Below are 16687 nucleotides of genomic sequence, written 5' to 3'. Positions count from 1 at the left end.
TACAATTGCTTAGCGATTATAGAATTTACTAGTCGAAGTTCTACAATTGCTTAGCGATTATAGAATTTACTAGTCGAAGTTCTACAATTGCTTAGTGATTATAGAATTTACAAGCTAAATCTATAAACCGACAATCGCTGAGTATTAAACGAGTTATGTAGCGATAACCCGACAATCGCTCAGCGATAAACGAGTTGTGGGGGAAGAAGGCGACCAATCGCTGGCCGAAAAAAGAGTTATGGGGTTGAAAAGTAGCAAGCCATAAGTTAGTTTGAGGCTCTGGGGAAAAAGAGGCGAACAACATTTATTGTGAATTAAGTAATAATAAACCCAAATACACGAAACTTTAAGTAAATACCAAGCTCGTATTGACTTTTTAACAAGGTGAAATTAAAATGAAAGTGAATGGCATCGTTTACATTGCTAAAAGTTTGGCTCAGAAAAGATTAAATGTGAAGTGTTTATCAATTTTTACTACATGCATGTCCACTCTGTAGTCCTTTTACATATTCCAATAAGATTGTGGAGCAAGTGGGAAATAAAATTGATAGCCAGGCTCTTAGTATGCAAATAAAGAAGATGGAAAGGGGGTTCAGGGTAGATCTTGTCTGAGGCTAGGTTTGCCAGCCTAGCCCTAAAGCCGAAATGGAGGAAAGAAAATGAGTACCATTATTGAATTCGCCAACACCATCTTCCAGCCCTTGATTGACTTAGGGGCCCCAGCCATGATGTTTATCTTGCTGACTATTATGGCCCTTTTAATGGGGATTAAGTTTTCCAAAGCCCTGGAAGGTGGTTTGAAGTTAGCAGTTGCCTTGGTTGGGATCGGTTTAGTGATCGACATCCTAACTGGCAGTTTTGCACCAGCCCTGCAAGACTTTGTAGCGTCCACTGGGATCTACCTACCAATTATTGACGTGGGTTGGGCACCTTTAGCTACCATTACTTGGGGGTCAGCTTACACCCTCTTCTTCTTAATGGTCTTGGTAATTGTTAACTTAGTCTTACTCTACTTAAACAAAACGGACACCCTGGATGTGGATATTTTTAACTTTTGGCACTTGTCTATTATTGGCCTTTTGGTCATGTACTATTCCGATAACTTGCTCATCGCCACCCTCTTGGTTATCTTCTTAGGTGTTTTGAAATTTTTCAACTCAGACTTGATGAAGCCGACCTTTAACGACCTTTTGGACATGCCAGATTCCAACCCGACTACTACCACCCACCTCAATTTCATGCTCAACCCTCTTATCATGCTGGTGGATACCATTATCGAAAAACTCTTCCCCTTCATCGACAAGTATGACTTTGATGCAGCCGAATTGAATTCTAAAATTGGTTTCTGGGGCAGTAAGTTTGCCATCGGTGCCTATTTGGGCGTTTTTGTTGGCATTTTAGGCCAGCAAGATGTGGTGGATATTTTTCAACTAGCTTTTATCGGGGCCGCATCCTTGGAACTCTTCTCCATTGTGGGGACCTGGTTTATCGATGCTATGGAGCCCCTCTCACAAGGGATAACTGACTTTATGAATAAACGCTTGGGCGGACGTCAAGTCTTGATTGGAATCGACTGGCCCTTCCTAGCAGCTCGGCCGGAAATGTGGGCTGCCGCTAACGTTATTGCCCCTATTATGTTGCTCTTAGCCTTGATCTTACCAGGCAACCAAATCCTGCCCCTTGGAGGGATTATCGCCATTGGATTGACCCCAGCCTTGCTGGTGGTTTGCCGGGGTAAATTGATCCGGATGATTTTGATTGGGTCCTTGATCATTCCCGTCTTCCTTTGGTCTGGGACTGCCATTGCCCCCTTTGTTACCAATGTGGCCCAAAGCGTAGGTGCGACACCTCAGGGGGTTGAAACTGGGACCATGATTACCCACTCCACCTTGGAAGGCCCGGTCGAAAAATTCCTGGGTATCTTGGTGGGACAAGCAGCTGACGGCTTCAACCTCATGCCCATTGTCTATGCTCTCCTAGCCTTAGCTGTCTACATCTTACTTTTCATTTGGTATGTTCGCCAAATGAAAAAACGAAATGCGGAATACGCAGCCCAAAAAGCAGAGGAAAAATAAGCTAACTTAAGGACAAGGAATAGACATAACACAATTCAAGCGAAAGGTCGAAAGCAAGGACATCATTGTGGTTTTCGGCCTTTCTTTTTTTAGGCAAAATTTGCGCTTTTGATGGAAAAACTTTCTTGTGAAGCAATGAATATGTTGACTTTTGATCGTTAAAGGCATAAAATTAAAAATAGGTAAAAAGTAAGGGATTACACGACCTGGTTATTTGATAAAAGAAGCCCCATTAGGCTTTTAAGGCCAAGTAAGCTCTTATTTTTATCGGCCACATAAAAATATGTGTGGTTTGTTTAGGAAAGTTTAAATATGTAAGCCTTTCCCTCAAAAAAAGAGGGAGGCAAGACAAAGAGAAGGAGGTTTGAAGATTGTTGGGGTTTCAAGACTGGGTTCGGTCTTTTAAAGCCAAGACCAGCCAGCTTGAAAAGAAACAGTAAAAAATGAAACATGGGGAGTGTAAGTAATGCTAGGAAAAAACAACAAGAAAGCCAAGGAAAGATGGAATGGGCGAAAGGTTGACCACTTTTCATTGAAAAAATTGTCTGTGGGTGTGGTCTCCGTAGCGGTATCTTCCAGCTTGTTCTTCTTTAACAGCCAAGAGGTTGCAGCAGAAGAAGGGGAAAGAAGTCAACAAGTTGAAGCTCTGGCCGACCACTTATCAGATAAAGACTTAAGCTCAGAAGACTCAGACCAAGCAAGAGACTTGTTGACAGAAGATGGCGTAAAGGGCCCAGCTGGTGAAGGCGATTTTGAGCCTGGTGCAAAAGCCGAATGGGGTCAAACAGGAAAAGTTAACCGCGATAAAAACGAAAACACAAAAGCAAACACAGGCAAACAAGTTTCTCCAGAAGGTCAAGCAGAGACAAAAACTCCAGAAGAACCCGAAAGTCCAGCAGGCCAAAAAGACCTGGAAAGAAAAGCTGACCAAGACAGCCAACCAGGTCCTGAAACTAGCCCAGAAAAAGAAGCGGGCCAAAGTCGAGAGGCAAAAACTAGCCAAGAAGATCCAAGCCAAGGTCTTGACCTGGCTCCCAAGACTCAGTGGAACCGAAACCAGTTCTTGAATGCGGCCCTAGGAGAATGGCAAGACTTAGTGCCAAACCCACAAGAGCCAGAAAAACCAGAGGAAGACACTCAAGGCCAGGACCCAGAAGAAGACAAGGAAGTCGAGACCGATTACATACAGTCAGAAGAATTAATTGCCCAAATCGACCAAAACTTCCCTCGGGTTATTAATTACGAGTATAAGGGCAAGGAAATTGCTGGCCAAGAAAGACCCATCGACACCATTGAAGTCAATGGCAAGGCCTACCAACCTGAGGTGACCTACCAAAAAACAGCACCCAACAAGGCTAGCTATGTCCTCCATGCCAAGAGTGACGACCCAGCAGACTTGATCGATGCTGAGTTCCAGATTGATATTACCATTGAAGACAATGTCGTGGACTTCAAGATGGTGGATTACGTTAACCACTTACAGGACCATGAGAACTTAATCAAGACCTTCTCTATCCCAGACCATTCAGTGGTTTCCATCTCTGGCGAAGACGAAAAATCCCGGCTTATGTCCACCAACCTATCCACCAACACCCGGGTCAGCGGGGACCGTGAGTACCAGGTTTCTGACCTCCAGCCAGGCAGTCAGATTGACGGCCTCTACCAATTTATCTACAATGACGACTTCTCAGCCACCTTGTGGTCCAATGCCCAAAACCAAGGTAATTACCGCTATGAAAGAGTCCGGGCCAATGTATCTGAAGTGGACGGGCAAACTTCTTTAGGCTTGTCCAGTGTGCCATGGGTCATCCAAAAAAGCCCACAACACCCAAGTCCAAAAGACCAGCCCGACCTTATGCCCCACTTGCGAGTGACTATTACCGACGACTTGAACCAGGATGGTCAGGTGGACTGGCAGGATGCAGCTATTGAATACCGGAAAATTGCCAACTCCCCTCAAGGTGCCGAAACTGTTCCTGAATTGGTCAGTCAGCGGATTGCCATGAACTTTGGCTCCCAAGCCCAAAACCCTTTCATTAAAACTTTAGATGGGGTCAAACGGGTCTACCTCCACACTGACGGTCTCGGCCAAAGTGTCCTTCTCAAGGGTTACGGCAATGAAGGCCACGACTCCTCCCACTTGAACTACAAGGATGTCGGCCAACGCATGGGTGGGGTGGAAGACTTCCGCTACCTTCTCGACCAAGGGCAAGAATACGGAGCTCGGTTCGGGGTCCACATCAATGCAGGTGAAACCTATCCAGAATCGCCTGTCTTCCATGATGACCTCCTCCGGTCAAACCTCGGCCAGGCCATTTACGATGATGAAGCCCTCCTCAAAGACATTACTGACAACTTTGCCCAATGGTTGGCGGTCCAAAGTGGCGACTTAGAAGCTGCCCGGGACATGTTTGGCCGTTGGTATGATGAAGAAATCGTTCAATTTGAACGTGGCGACTTCATCTACGGCTGGAACTGGTTGGACCAAGGTTACGCGATTGACAATGAATACGACCTTTTAAATGGACGGGACCAACGTCTTAAAGACTTCAGACGGGCAATTGGTGGCAATTTAGACTTTGTCTACGTCGACATTTGGGGCAACGGAACTTCTGGTAACGAAAGTGCCTGGAACTCCTACCAATTGGCTCGGGAAATCAACCAGCAAGGCTGGCGTTTGGCCAATGAATTCCCATCTGCCTTTGAATACGACTCCACTTTCAACCACTGGGCTACTGACCTGCCTTATGGTGACTATGCCAGCAAGGGCTTTAACTCCAAGGTTGCCCGCTTTATCCGAAACCACGAAAAAGACGTCTGGATTGGGAACTACCCATCCTACTTGGGAGCAGCGGTTTCCCCACTACTTGGCGGTTACTACATGAAGGACTTTGAAGGTTGGCAAGGTCGCAACGACTACGATGAATACATCCGCAATATCTACAGTGTCAACATCCCAACCAAGTTCCTCCAACACTTCCAGGTCATTCGTTGGGAAGACGGCTACCCCGTTGTGATGACTGACAATGCGGGTAATTCCTTCTGGTGGGTCCCAGAAATGGAAATTGAGTTGACCGATGGCGAAAATACAGTCGTGGTCAAACGGAAGTCTAATGACTACCAAAACAACTTGGAAGGCTACATGGGTCGGACTATCCACTTGAACGGTAAGAAAGTCCTAGATGACGACCAATACCTCTTGCCATGGAATTGGGATGCTGACGGGGAAGACCTAGCAGAAGACAAAGAACGACTTTTCCACTGGAACGAGACAGGCGGCGACTCCGTTTGGGAACTGCCAGCAGACTGGCAAGTCGACTCTGTTGTCCTCTACCGCTTGACTGACCAAGGCCGGCAATTGCTTGGCCACCTTGAAGTTCAGGATGGTATCATCAAGCTTGAGAATATCTTGCCCCAAACCCCATACGTTATCTACAAGACTGAACAAGCACCCCTTACAGTGGAATGGGACTCTGACCCTTACTTGGACGATACCGGCTTCAACTCAGGCAGCCTAGACTACTGGCAAGTGCAAGGCGACACCGACAGTGCAAGCATTTACCGGGTGCCTGGCAACAACCCTGTCCTCAAGTTTGAAAATAGCCAAGAGACCACCACTGTTTCCCAAAAAATCGATAACCTCAAACCAGGTAAGGTTTACGATGTTTATGTAGGTGTGGATAACCGCAGTGACGCTCCAGCCAAATTGAGAGTGACCGTGGGCGACACCGTCTACGAAAATTACACTAACCGGTCTATTGCCCAAAACTTTGTTCAAGCAGATGCCCACAACACCAACCCAGTTAATGCTACCGAAAACGGGACATCTTACTTCCAAAACATGTATGTCCGCTTTGTGGCACCCGATTACGGAGTCGACGTCCATGTTAGCTTGGAAAGAGAAGCCGGTCTAGGTAATACCTACTTTGACGATGTCCGGGTGGTGGAAAAAGACAGACAAGCACCGGTTCAAGAAGGTGTCTTTGTCCAAGATTTTGAAGACGTCACCCAGGGGATCTTCCCATTTGTCGTCGGAGATGTGGAAGGCGTTGAAGACAACCGAACCCACTTGTCCGAAAAACACACCCCATACACCCAGGCTGGTTGGGACGGCAAGGTTATCAGTGATGTGATCGACGGCAATTGGTCGCTCAAAACCAATGGCCTAGTCGGTCAAGACAAGCTAGTTTACCAAACCATTCCGCAAAACTTACGCTTTGAACCAGGCAAGGCCTACAAGGTGTCCTTTGACTATGAAGCAGGGTCTGATGGGACATATGCCTTAGCGATTAGTGATGAACCTTATGATACAAGTGTTAGCGCAAGTAGTGGGGCAAATGGAGTAAACATTCGTCTCATTCCATTAGCTAAGACTTGGTCTGAAAATAATGAAATTGATGGACCTGGTCATATCGAATTCACTATTATCGGTGGTGAGTCTGGAAATACCTGGTTTGGCATTGTCTCAACCAAGCAAAATGCTGATACAAGAGGTGAAGGCGGCAACCAGGCAGATGCAAGAGGATACAAAGACTTCATACTTGACAATTTACGAGTAGAAGAAGTTGAAAAAACTCCAGAAGTTGAACTTGACTATATCAAACAAATGTTAGAACCCTTTGATTATGAATCTTACACTGAAGAATCAGGTCAAGCTTATCAACAAGCAGTATATAACTTATTAAAAGCTGATATCTTTAATGCTGATCCTTCCCTTATTAATCAACGACTTGAAGAATTTAAACAAGCCAAAGACAATTTAGAAGCTATCGATTATAAGGTAGACCGAAATAAAATCGAAAAAGCTGAGGGACCGCAACAAGATGCAGAAGCTGGCTTTGAAAAAGCATTTGATGGAGACATCACAACCCTATGGCATACCCAATGGGATGGGTCAGGCTTCGACCAACCTGCCATTGTTACCTTTAAAGAGCCAGTCGAAATTGCTAGCATTCGTTATATTCCACGACAAACAGGTCAACCGAACGGAAGATTAAAAGCTGGTCAATTCACCATTATTGATGACCAAGGTCAAGCACATGTTTATACTTTTGAGGATTGGGAAAACAGTGCCGAAGCTAAAGTTGTTGAACTAGATGAACCAGTTATGGCTAAACAAGTTATCTTAGAAGCCGAACATTCATATGGTGACATAGCAGACCATTATGTTTCAGCTGCTGAGATTGAATTTCTTAAAGCATATGATGTGGCAGAACCAGTTGATTCTTCAGAACTTGACCAACTCTTTAACCGACTAAACGGTCGCGTTCCTGAAGACTTGTATCAGCCACTTCACTCCCTTTACCGAGCAGCTGTTGATCTGAATGTTTTAACAGAAGCAAGTTATACTGAACTAAAAGAAGCCTTACAATCACTCCCATTGACTGATAACTATCCATGGTTTGATATTGATATCACCGCAGATGATCAAGCTCATCCAGTCTTTAAAGCTGGCGAAAATGGACAAAAAAATGAAGATGACGTCTTTAGTTACCGTATCCCTGCTTTAATTCAAACAAAAGAAGGCACACTAATTGCTGGTGCTGATGAACGTCACGACCATAATGCTGACTGGGGCAATATTGATATGGTTATCCGCCGAAGTACTGATGGCGGGAAAACATGGAGTGAAAGAATAGTAGTTGTTGACCTACCAACAAATCCTAATTCTGAATTCCCAGGTCAAATTGATTCAGCCTTTACTATTGATATGGCTTTAGCTCAGGCTGAAGATGGTCGAATTCTAGCTGTTTATGATATGTTCCCAGAAATGCGGGGCGTTCAAGATATCCAAGATGAAGAGCCATACGTCGAAATCGATGGTAAACACTATCTCAAATTATATACAGATAGTGAAGCTGTCTATACAGTGCGGGAAGGTGGAGTTGTCTACGATCCAGCTGGACAAGCAACTGATTACAAAGTTGTGATTGAGTCTGAACAAGCACCTTATAGTGATTTGGGTAACCTTTACTATGGCGACCAACTCATTGGCAATATCTACTTTATGACAAATAGTAATAGCCCATTCCGGGTCGCTCGAACAAATTATATTTGGGTATCGTCAAGTGTGGATGATGGTTTGACTTGGTCATCACCAAAAGATATCACACCACAAATCAGAGAAGATTGGATGCTATTCTACGGCGTTGGACCAGGTGCTGGTTTAACATTGCATACTGGCCCATACAAGGGTCGCATTGTAATTCCAATGTACTCCACAAATACCGTATCCCACTTAAATGGATCACAATCAAGTCGGTTAATCTATTCAGATGATAATGGTGAAACATGGCAAAGTGGTGAATCCATCAATGATGGTCGGGTGCTTGAAAATGGTGAGAAAATTCACTCTAGCACCATGAACCATGATCAAGCTCAGACAACAGAAGCTAGTGTAGTCCAGTTGAATAACGGTGATGTAAAACTCTTCATGCGCAACTTATCTGGTAATCTACAGGTTGCAACAAGCCATGATGGTGGAGAAACTTGGGAAGATCAAATTAGAAGTTATGATGATGTCAATGATGTCTATGTACAACTAGCTGCCATTCAAACTGTCATAGATGGTCAAGAATATGTATTTGTCACTAATGCAGACGGACCTGGACGTAATAACGGTGGACTAAATATTGCGGCAGTTGAAGAGGACGGAGAATTGTACTGGTTTGACCACCTTCCTATCCAAGATGGAAAATTTGCTTACAACTCTTTAACTGAACTTGGTCAAGGTGAGTACGGTATTCTCTATGAACACGCCAAAGATGGCGAAAATGACTATACACTTTACTTCAAGAATATTTCCGTTAAACCAGCTGGTCAAACAGACGACGAAGACTACCCAACCATCGAAGGAGAACTCTCCGTTGATTCGGTCTATGACTTCTTGGCACCGGTCTTTGAGTGGAACATCGATTACGAAGAAGAAACAGACTATCCAACCATCGAAGGGGAAAGTTCGGTGGACTCGGTCTACGACTTCCTAGCACCAGACTTCGAGTGGAACATTGACGACGAAGAAGGAACAGACTACCCAACCATTGAAGGAGAACTCTCTGTTGATTGGGTCTATGACTTCCTAGCTCCAGACTTTGAGTGGAACATCGACTATGAAGAAGACACAGACTATCCAACTATCGAAGGGGAAAGTTCCGTTGACTCGGTCTATGACTTCTTAGCCCCAGTCTTTGAGTGGAATATTGACGACGAAGATGACAAAGACTACCCAACCATCGAAGGGGAAACTTCAGTGGATTCAGTCTATGACTTCCTAGCCCCAGACTTCGAGTGGAATATCGACTACGAAGAAGACACAGACTACCCAACCATTGAAGGGGAAAGTTCGGTGGACTCGGTCTATGACTTCCTAGCCCCAGACTTCGAGTGGAATATCGATTACGAGGAAGAAGCTCCAACCAGTCCTAGCCCAGACCAAGATCCTGACCAAGATAACGATGGTAAAGATCCAGATGAAAGTGGCCAAGCTCCAGACTCTGACGACTTAGGACCTAAACCTGATGACTCAGCAGAAAGCGAAGACCCACAAGCTGACTCAGATGACCAAGAAGGCCAAGATCCTAGCGATCCAGTGGATAGTCAAGAGACTCCAAAAGCTAGCGTCAAGCCAGTCAAATCTGACAAAACTTCCCCAGTAGTTCCAAGCAAGGACACTGGCTCCAAAGAAGCTAGCCAGGTCAAAGACAACAAGGCCCTTGACTACTTGCTTAAACAGGCTAAAGGCGAAAAAGCTACAAGTCAGAAAGCAACAAGCCAAAACCCTCAAACTGATTCAGCAAGTCAGGCTAAAGATTCCAAAGACCAAGATACCTTACCTGACACTGCCACATCAGCTTGGGCTCTGGGAGCTCTTGGTTTGTCAGCCCTTCTTTCAGGACTCGGCATTCAAAAGTTCAAAAAAGAAGACAAAGAAGACTAGGCCAGTGAGTTAGACTCAAAGCGTCACTAGTCCAATGCCATGAAGCCCATTCAGTTACTGGTAACTGGATGGGCTTTTTTGGCTTTTGTCGGGATGGGGCTGACATGAATTGAAGGCGAAGAATCCGGCTAGATTTTTAGACTGGGAATTGACAGCCTTCTCTTGCAACCAGTATAATGTGAATGGACAAACATATAAATAATATTTATGAGGGGGGTTGACAAGGAAAAGTCTTTATACTGATGAAGCGTTTTACTTATTATAACTAAAGTATTTTCGAAAAAAGAAAGTGCCTAATAATTTTTGACCAGTCCAACTTTATTATCAAATTTGTGAATAAAGTAACATAAGGAGTGTGGCAAATGAAGCAGATGTCGAAGTGGACCATTCTATTGTCCAGCGTCCTAGCCTTGAACTTGTATGCTTGCCAGGACCAGGAAGCGTCCGAAAATGAGACGGCAGAGACTAGTGAAGGTTCGGAGATCTACCAAGGGACCGGGATGGGTAACCACGGGGAAATTGTAGTGGAAGTCACCTTTAATGGTGACGATATCGAAGCCATTGAAGTCCTAGAAGAGAACGAGCAGGATTCCTTGTCAGACCCAGTCTTTAATGACCTGGCCGATGAAATTGTGGCCCAGAATTCAACGGACCTAGACAATGTCAGCGGGGCCTCCCAGACCAGCCAGGGCTTGAAGGATGCGGTTGAAGAGGCAGCCGAGCAAGCAGGAGTCACCCTTGGAGCTGGTGGTGAGACTAGCGACCAAGCCCAAAGTGACCTCCAAGAAGAGTATAACTTTGATGCCGTGGTTGTTGGCGGTGGTGGAGCCGGCTTTTCTGCTGCGGTGGAAGCTGCCGAATCTGGTTTAGAGGTGGCCATCGTTGAGAAAATGCCCGTCATGGGTGGTAACACCTTAATCTCTGGTGGGGAAATGAACGTCCCCAACAACTGGGTTCAAGAAGACTTGGGCATTGAAGGGGATTCCAAAGAAATCTTTGTCCAAGACACCTTAGAAGGGGGCGACCACCTAGGCGATCCAGAGATGGTCCAGACTTTAGCTGACAATGTACTGGATGCTGCAGAATGGTTGCGGGATGACATCCAGGTCGAATTCTACGACGACCAGCTCTTTCAATTCGGCGGTCACAGCTTTGAACGGGCCTTGATTCCAGAAGGTCAGTCCGGGGCTGAAATTATCGAAAAATTCGAAGCCAAGGCTGAGGAATTAGGAATCGCTACTTTCACCGACACAGAAGCTAAGGAACTCATTGAAGAAGACGGCCGCATTGTGGGTGTCATAGCGGAAAACCAGAGTCAAGACGTTACCTTTAATGCCGAAAAAGGAGTTATTTTAACTACTGGTGGTTTTGGGGCTAATGTTGAGATGCGCAAGGATGCCAACGAAGATTATGACGACCGGTTTGGGTCAACCAACAGCCCAGGCTCTACCGGGGACGGGATTACCATGGCCCAGGAAGTTGGGGCAGGCTTAACCAATATGGAAAGTATCCAAACCTACCCAATTTCCAACCCTGAGACCGGCGAAATCTCCCTCTTTGCGGATACTCGTTTTGACGGGGCAGCCTTGGTCAACAAGGAAGGTGACCGGTTCGTTGAAGAGTTGGAACGACGAGACGTCATTTCTGACGCCATTATGGAACAGACCGGTGAAGTAGCCTACCAAGTTTGGGACAGCCAGCTTAATGAGGAAACCCGTAATATGGAACTCCACGGGGATGAATTCGAAAAATTACAAGACCAAGGCTTTGTCATTGAAGCCGATACCCTGGAAGAAGCAGCCGAATTCTTTGACCTTGATGTCGACAACTTCATGGAAACCATTGAAACTATCAACGAATACGCTGAATCTGGTGAAGACCCAGACTTTAACCACCGGGCAGGACTGGCACCAATTGAGGAAGCACCCTTCTACATCCAACAAGGGGCTCCATCGGTCCACCACACCATGGGCGGACTCTTAACCGATGTGGACACCCATGTCTTGGATGAAGACGGGGAAATCATTGAAGGCTTGTATGCGGCCGGTGAGTTAACCGGGTCTACCCACGGGTCTAACCGGCTTGGTGGCAATGCCATTGCAGATATTATCGTCTTTGGTCGGATTGCCGGCCAGCAGGTGAGTCAGTAGTAGTGGCTAGACTAAACATTAAGGAACATATCTAAATATATTTTGAATGAAGAATAAATTTGCTTTATTAAGAGTCAAAAATAGATTATAGCAGTCAGTGATTTTAGTAGGGTAACTTTTGAGTTACCCTACTAGTTATATTTTCAATTTATGAGTAATATAGTTGATTTTTGTTAAAAGAACCTATAAAACGTTTACATAACTATCGTAATTGTAGTATTATATACTTGAAAAGGGTTTTATAAGTTAGTAATAGTGTTTACTATTGTTTTATTGTGAGAAGATATTATCTTGAGTCTGGAGGTGGAATTTCGAGAGAAACGAACATTATGAAACCAATATTATATTTTAGCAAAAGATGCTTTTGGTTTATATATTCTAAATAAAGGAGGGTAGAAATGAGAACATCTTAGGAATTACCAATTTACAGTGAGTCTTGTTTCAAAAAGATAGAAAGGAGGCTAACAATTTTCGAATGTAAAGAATGGTTCGACCAATTATGATGGGTTAAAGGAGGATATAAAATGCAGGATATTTCTACATTGCAAATTATTTTGCTGACACTTTTAGCAGTATTGGGCGGTATAGATCCGTATATTGCAGGCTTGCAATTAAGTAGACCAGTGATTGCAGGATTTTTTGCAGGTTTAATAATGGGTGATTTAACTACTGGACTATTGGTTGGAGCGACTCTGCAATTAATGGTTCTTGGTGTAGGAACATTTGGTGGAGCTACGATACCAGACTTCGCTACTGGGGCCATTATTGGTACCGCATTAGCAGTTGTTGCTGATGGTGGTGTGGAATTTGCTGTTGGGGTATCTGTTCCAGTCGGTTTACTTATGGTTCAACTAGATATTTTAGCTCGTTTTTGTGGGGTTTATTTCTCGCACAGGGTAGATACTATTATAGATAAAATGGAATTTGACAAAATAGTGGTCTATTCCTGGCTGAGTTTGATACCTATGGCTTTGTCTAGAGCTATTCCAGTTGCTCTTTCACTAGTATTTGGTAATAATATTGTTAATCTTATACTGAATTATGTACCAGATTGGTTAATGGGTGGCCTTGAAGTGGCAGGTGCGGTTTTACCAGTTGTTGGTATTGGAATACTGCTTCAATACTTACCGGTTAAACGATTTTTTGGTTTCTTACTTATTGGTTACTTATTAGCTGCTTATTTCCAATTACCACTAATGGGAGTTGCAGTTGCAGGATTTGCAGCAGCATTTATTTATTATATGGTTTTACAAAATAATGATGAATCAAATGATAATAACCAAGTGGCACAAACTTCATCTGCACAAGTAGATGTCGGGAAAGGAGAGATTTTAGATGACGAACTCTAAAGAAACACAAAATAAGTTAAGCAAAAAAGATTTAAAAAGAATCAGTCTGCGATATCTCTTTGGAGCGCAACTTGGTTGGAATTACGAAAGAATGATGAATGTGGCATATACTAATGCCATTTCACCAGCAGTTAGAAAACTATACGATGAAGATGAAGATATTAAAGATATTCTTAAAACGGAAATGCAGTTTTTCAATACTAGTCCTTTTATGAATGCTCTAATATTGGGAATGGATTTGGCCTTACAGGAAAAAGACGGTAAAGACTCTAAAGAAGCTGTCGCCGCAGTAAAAACAAGTTTAATGGGCCCATTTGCTGCAGTGGGAGATTCTCTATTCGGTTCAGTATTGCCAGCAATTTTTGGCGCCTTAGCAGCCTATATGGGTTTAGAAGGGAATCCTTTAGGTGTTATAATTTGGCTAATAGTAGCTGTTGCTATTGCTGTTATGAGATATTATCAATTGCCGTTTGCATTTAGACAAGGTGAAAAATTACTAACCAACATGCAAGGTTTGCTTAGCAACTTAACTGAAGCAGCAACACTTTTAGGTGTATTTGTTGTAGGTGGCCTTGTGCCGACTGTTGTTAATGTAGAAGTTCCATTTGAACTAAATATTGGTGAAGCTGTGGTAGATATTCAAGCAGACATGCTTGATCAAATTTTACCAGCTTTGGTGCCAATTGCTTTGGTTGCTTTAGCTTATTGGCTTTTAGGCAGAGATAAGTTGAACTCAACTAAAGTTATTTGGATCTTCCTATTTCTGTCTATAATTTTATATGCAGTTGGATTTTTAGATGTGATGGGTTAGTTCATAATAATAAACTCTCTAGTGGAGGAGAATGAAATGGAGACAGACCGCCCTAATGTTGTTTTAATTGTTGTCGACCAAATGCGAGCAGATTCTTTATCTTTAAATAGTAACGAAAAATTTGTAAGTACGCCAACTTTGGATATGATGGCTTCTCAAGGCTATAACTTTGTAAATGCATATTCTCCGGTACCATCTTGTGTACCAGCACGTGCAGCCTTACTGTCTGGGCTTGACCAAGAAAATTCAGGGAGAGTGGGGTATGAAGATGAGGTGCCGTGGCATTTTTCTAATACCCTACCTCGAACTTTTAGCAAACTAGGCTACCAAACCGAGTGCATTGGCAAAATGCACGTGTATCCAGCAAGGAACCGTCTTGGCTTTGACCATGTAGTTTTGCATGATGGGTATTTACATGTTGATCGTAAATATGATAAACCTTACGGACAACAATTTGAGTATGCTAGTGACTACGTTCGGTTTTTAAAAGAAAGTTTAGGCCACGATGCTGATATGATTGATGATGGACTGAACTGTAATTCATGGGATGCTCGACCTTGGCCTTATCATGAAAAATACCATGTAACGAATTGGACCGTGTCAGAATCTATTAAGTTTTTAGAAAGACGAGACCCTACTGTTCCATTTTTCTTGAAAATGTCTTTTGAAAAACCACATGCACCCTATAATCCGCCAGAATATTATTTTAATATGTATATGGATCGTTTACCAGATGATATCGACTTACACATTGGAAACTGGGAAACAGTTGAAGACGGAATTCCTGATATTACAGCGAAACGGGGCAAGTTAAAAGCCTATGACCAAAAAAGAATGCTAGCTGGCTACTTAGGGTTGATTAGCCATATTGATAATCAGATCAATCGTTTTTTGATTGCTCTAAAAGAGTTTCGCTTTGATAAAAATACAATTTTTTGGTTTGTTTCTGACCATGGAGATCAATTGGGAGAACACTATTTATTGCGAAAGGGTTATCCATACCAGGGCAGTGTCCATATTCCTTCGTTTATCTATGATCCTGGCAACTTAATAGCGGCTAAAAATCAGACGGTCAGACAACTGGTTAAAATTCAAGACATATTCCCATCGCTGATTGATTTGGCTACCGGAGAGTCAGTAGAAACTGACGGAAAAAGTGTTAAGCAGCTGCTGTTTGGTAACTATGAAGGCTGGAGAACAGAATTCCACGGGGAACATAGTCTTGGTGAAGATTCAAGTCAGTATATTTTAACTGATCGTTGGAAGTTAATTTGGTTTTCGGTTAGGGATGAATATCAACTATTTGATATGGTGAATGATCCAAATGAAAAAAATAACTTGATAGATCAGGAAAAATATCAACCGATTGTTAAAGAATTAATAGGTAAATTAATCAAAGCGCTTGAGGGAAGAGAAGAAGGATTTGTTCAAGATGGTGAACTTAGACAAGTTTCTCTTGATAAAATTGTGTCTACTTTAAATAAGGGGGACCAATAGTGAAGTTAGTATCTATTACTGGCGGAGAATTTCGAATGGGTACAGATGACAATAAAGGCTTTCCTGAAGATTACGAAGGTCCTTCAACTATCGTTAATGTGCCAAACTTTGAAATTGCTGATACTCCAATAACAAATAGGGAATTTAAAGAATTTATTGATGATACTGGTTATGTCACAACAGCAGAGCAAAAGGGTTGTTCGTTCGTTTTTGGTAAGTTACTAGATGAAGAAGAAAAAAGCAAGGCTCAACACGTTTTGGGGACACCTTGGTGGTTTCTCGTTCCTGGTGCAGACTGGGCTCATCCTTATGGACCAAAAAGCAACTTAAATAATTTATGGGATCACCCAGTTGTTCATGTATCCTTAAAAGATGCCTTGGCTTATTGTGACTGGTCTGAGACCCATCTACCTACAGAAGCGGAGTGGGAATATGCAGCTAGAGCAGGCACAACAAGTGAATTTCCTTGGGGCGATTCTTTAACTGAAGATAATACTTATCATGCTAATACTTGGCAAGGTAAGTTTCCAGAAGTTAATAGCTTAGATGATGGCTATTTAGCTACAGCACCAGTTTACAATTATGAACCCAATAACTGGGGACTCTACCAAGTTATTGGGAATGTTTGGGAATGGTGTCGAAATCCACGCTACACATTGTTTGAAGATTTCAACAGCAATGAGTTTTTAGTTAATAAAAATAAGTTAGTAGGAGAATATGCTATTCGCGGTGGATCTTTTCTATGTCATTCTTGCTACTGCAATCGGTATAGAGTTGCTGGTCGGAATGGAGTGGATAACGAATCCACTAGTAGTCATCTTAGTTTTAGATGCATTAAAGAATAGGGCATAAAATATATGCCAATAAGT

At 43.2% G+C, this 16687-nt stretch carries 7 protein-coding genes; all 7 read left to right on the top strand.

Going from position 1 to position 16687, the window contains the following annotated elements:
• The first annotated feature begins 659 nt into the window (after positions 1 to 659).
• The 7 genes from HMPREF9698_RS03180 (at position 660) to HMPREF9698_RS03150 (ending at position 16663) form a co-directional block, all read left to right on the top strand.
• Complete coding sequence (locus tag HMPREF9698_RS03180; RefSeq protein ID WP_003777247.1) at positions 660 to 2075, top strand: PTS galactitol transporter subunit IIC; 1416 nt, start codon at positions 660 to 662, stop codon at positions 2073 to 2075.
• Between the two features lie 466 nt (positions 2076 to 2541).
• Complete coding sequence (locus HMPREF9698_RS08400; protein ID WP_003777245.1) at positions 2542 to 10011, top strand: endo-alpha-N-acetylgalactosaminidase family protein; 7470 nt, start codon at positions 2542 to 2544, stop codon at positions 10009 to 10011.
• A 362-nt stretch (positions 10012 to 10373) separates the two neighbouring features.
• Positions 10374 to 12161 carry a flavocytochrome c gene (locus HMPREF9698_RS03170; RefSeq protein WP_003777243.1) on the top strand — a complete coding sequence of 596 codons (1788 nt, stop codon included), beginning with the start codon at positions 10374 to 10376 and terminating at the stop codon, positions 12159 to 12161.
• A gap of 524 nt (positions 12162 to 12685) precedes the next feature.
• Positions 12686 to 13510 carry a PTS mannose/fructose/sorbose/N-acetylgalactosamine transporter subunit IIC gene (locus HMPREF9698_RS03165; protein WP_003777241.1) on the top strand — a complete coding sequence of 275 codons (825 nt, stop codon included), beginning with the start codon at positions 12686 to 12688 and terminating at the stop codon, positions 13508 to 13510.
• Positions 13497 to 14321, top strand: a complete 825-nt coding sequence (locus HMPREF9698_RS03160) for a PTS system mannose/fructose/sorbose family transporter subunit IID (RefSeq protein WP_003777238.1) — start codon at positions 13497 to 13499, stop codon at positions 14319 to 14321. Before HMPREF9698_RS03165 ends, HMPREF9698_RS03160 begins: the two co-directional genes overlap by 14 nt.
• A 36-nt stretch (positions 14322 to 14357) precedes the next feature.
• Positions 14358 to 15818 carry a manganese-dependent arylsulfatase gene (locus HMPREF9698_RS03155; protein ID WP_003777236.1) on the top strand — a complete coding sequence of 487 codons (1461 nt, stop codon included), beginning with the start codon at positions 14358 to 14360 and terminating at the stop codon, positions 15816 to 15818.
• Positions 15818 to 16663: a formylglycine-generating enzyme family protein gene (locus HMPREF9698_RS03150; RefSeq protein ID WP_003777234.1), complete on the top strand. Its 846-nt coding sequence runs from the start codon at positions 15818 to 15820 to the stop codon at positions 16661 to 16663. Before HMPREF9698_RS03155 ends, HMPREF9698_RS03150 begins: the two co-directional genes overlap by 1 nt.
• The last annotated feature ends 24 nt before the right edge of the window (positions 16664 to 16687 follow it).

Origin of the sequence: Alloiococcus otitis ATCC 51267 (assembly GCF_000315445.1) — a bacterium.
Lineage (GTDB): Bacteria > Bacillota > Bacilli > Lactobacillales > Carnobacteriaceae_A > Alloiococcus > Alloiococcus otitis.
Note: the sequence above shows the minus strand (reverse complement) of the source record. Positions and strands in the feature narration are given on the sequence as shown.

Bases quoted from the DNA above. Each gene is read 5' to 3' on its own strand.
- HMPREF9698_RS03180 (WP_003777247.1), top strand. From the start codon at position 660: ATGAGTACCATTATTGAATTCGCCAACACCATCTTCCAGCCCTTGATT.
- HMPREF9698_RS08400 (WP_003777245.1), top strand. From the start codon at position 2,542: ATGCTAGGAAAAAACAACAAGAAAGCCAAGGAAAGATGGAATGGGCGA.
- HMPREF9698_RS03170 (WP_003777243.1), top strand. From the start codon at position 10,374: ATGAAGCAGATGTCGAAGTGGACCATTCTATTGTCCAGCGTCCTAGCC.
- HMPREF9698_RS03165 (WP_003777241.1), top strand. From the start codon at position 12,686: ATGCAGGATATTTCTACATTGCAAATTATTTTGCTGACACTTTTAGCA.
- HMPREF9698_RS03160 (WP_003777238.1), top strand. From the start codon at position 13,497: ATGACGAACTCTAAAGAAACACAAAATAAGTTAAGCAAAAAAGATTTA.
- HMPREF9698_RS03155 (WP_003777236.1), top strand. From the start codon at position 14,358: ATGGAGACAGACCGCCCTAATGTTGTTTTAATTGTTGTCGACCAAATG.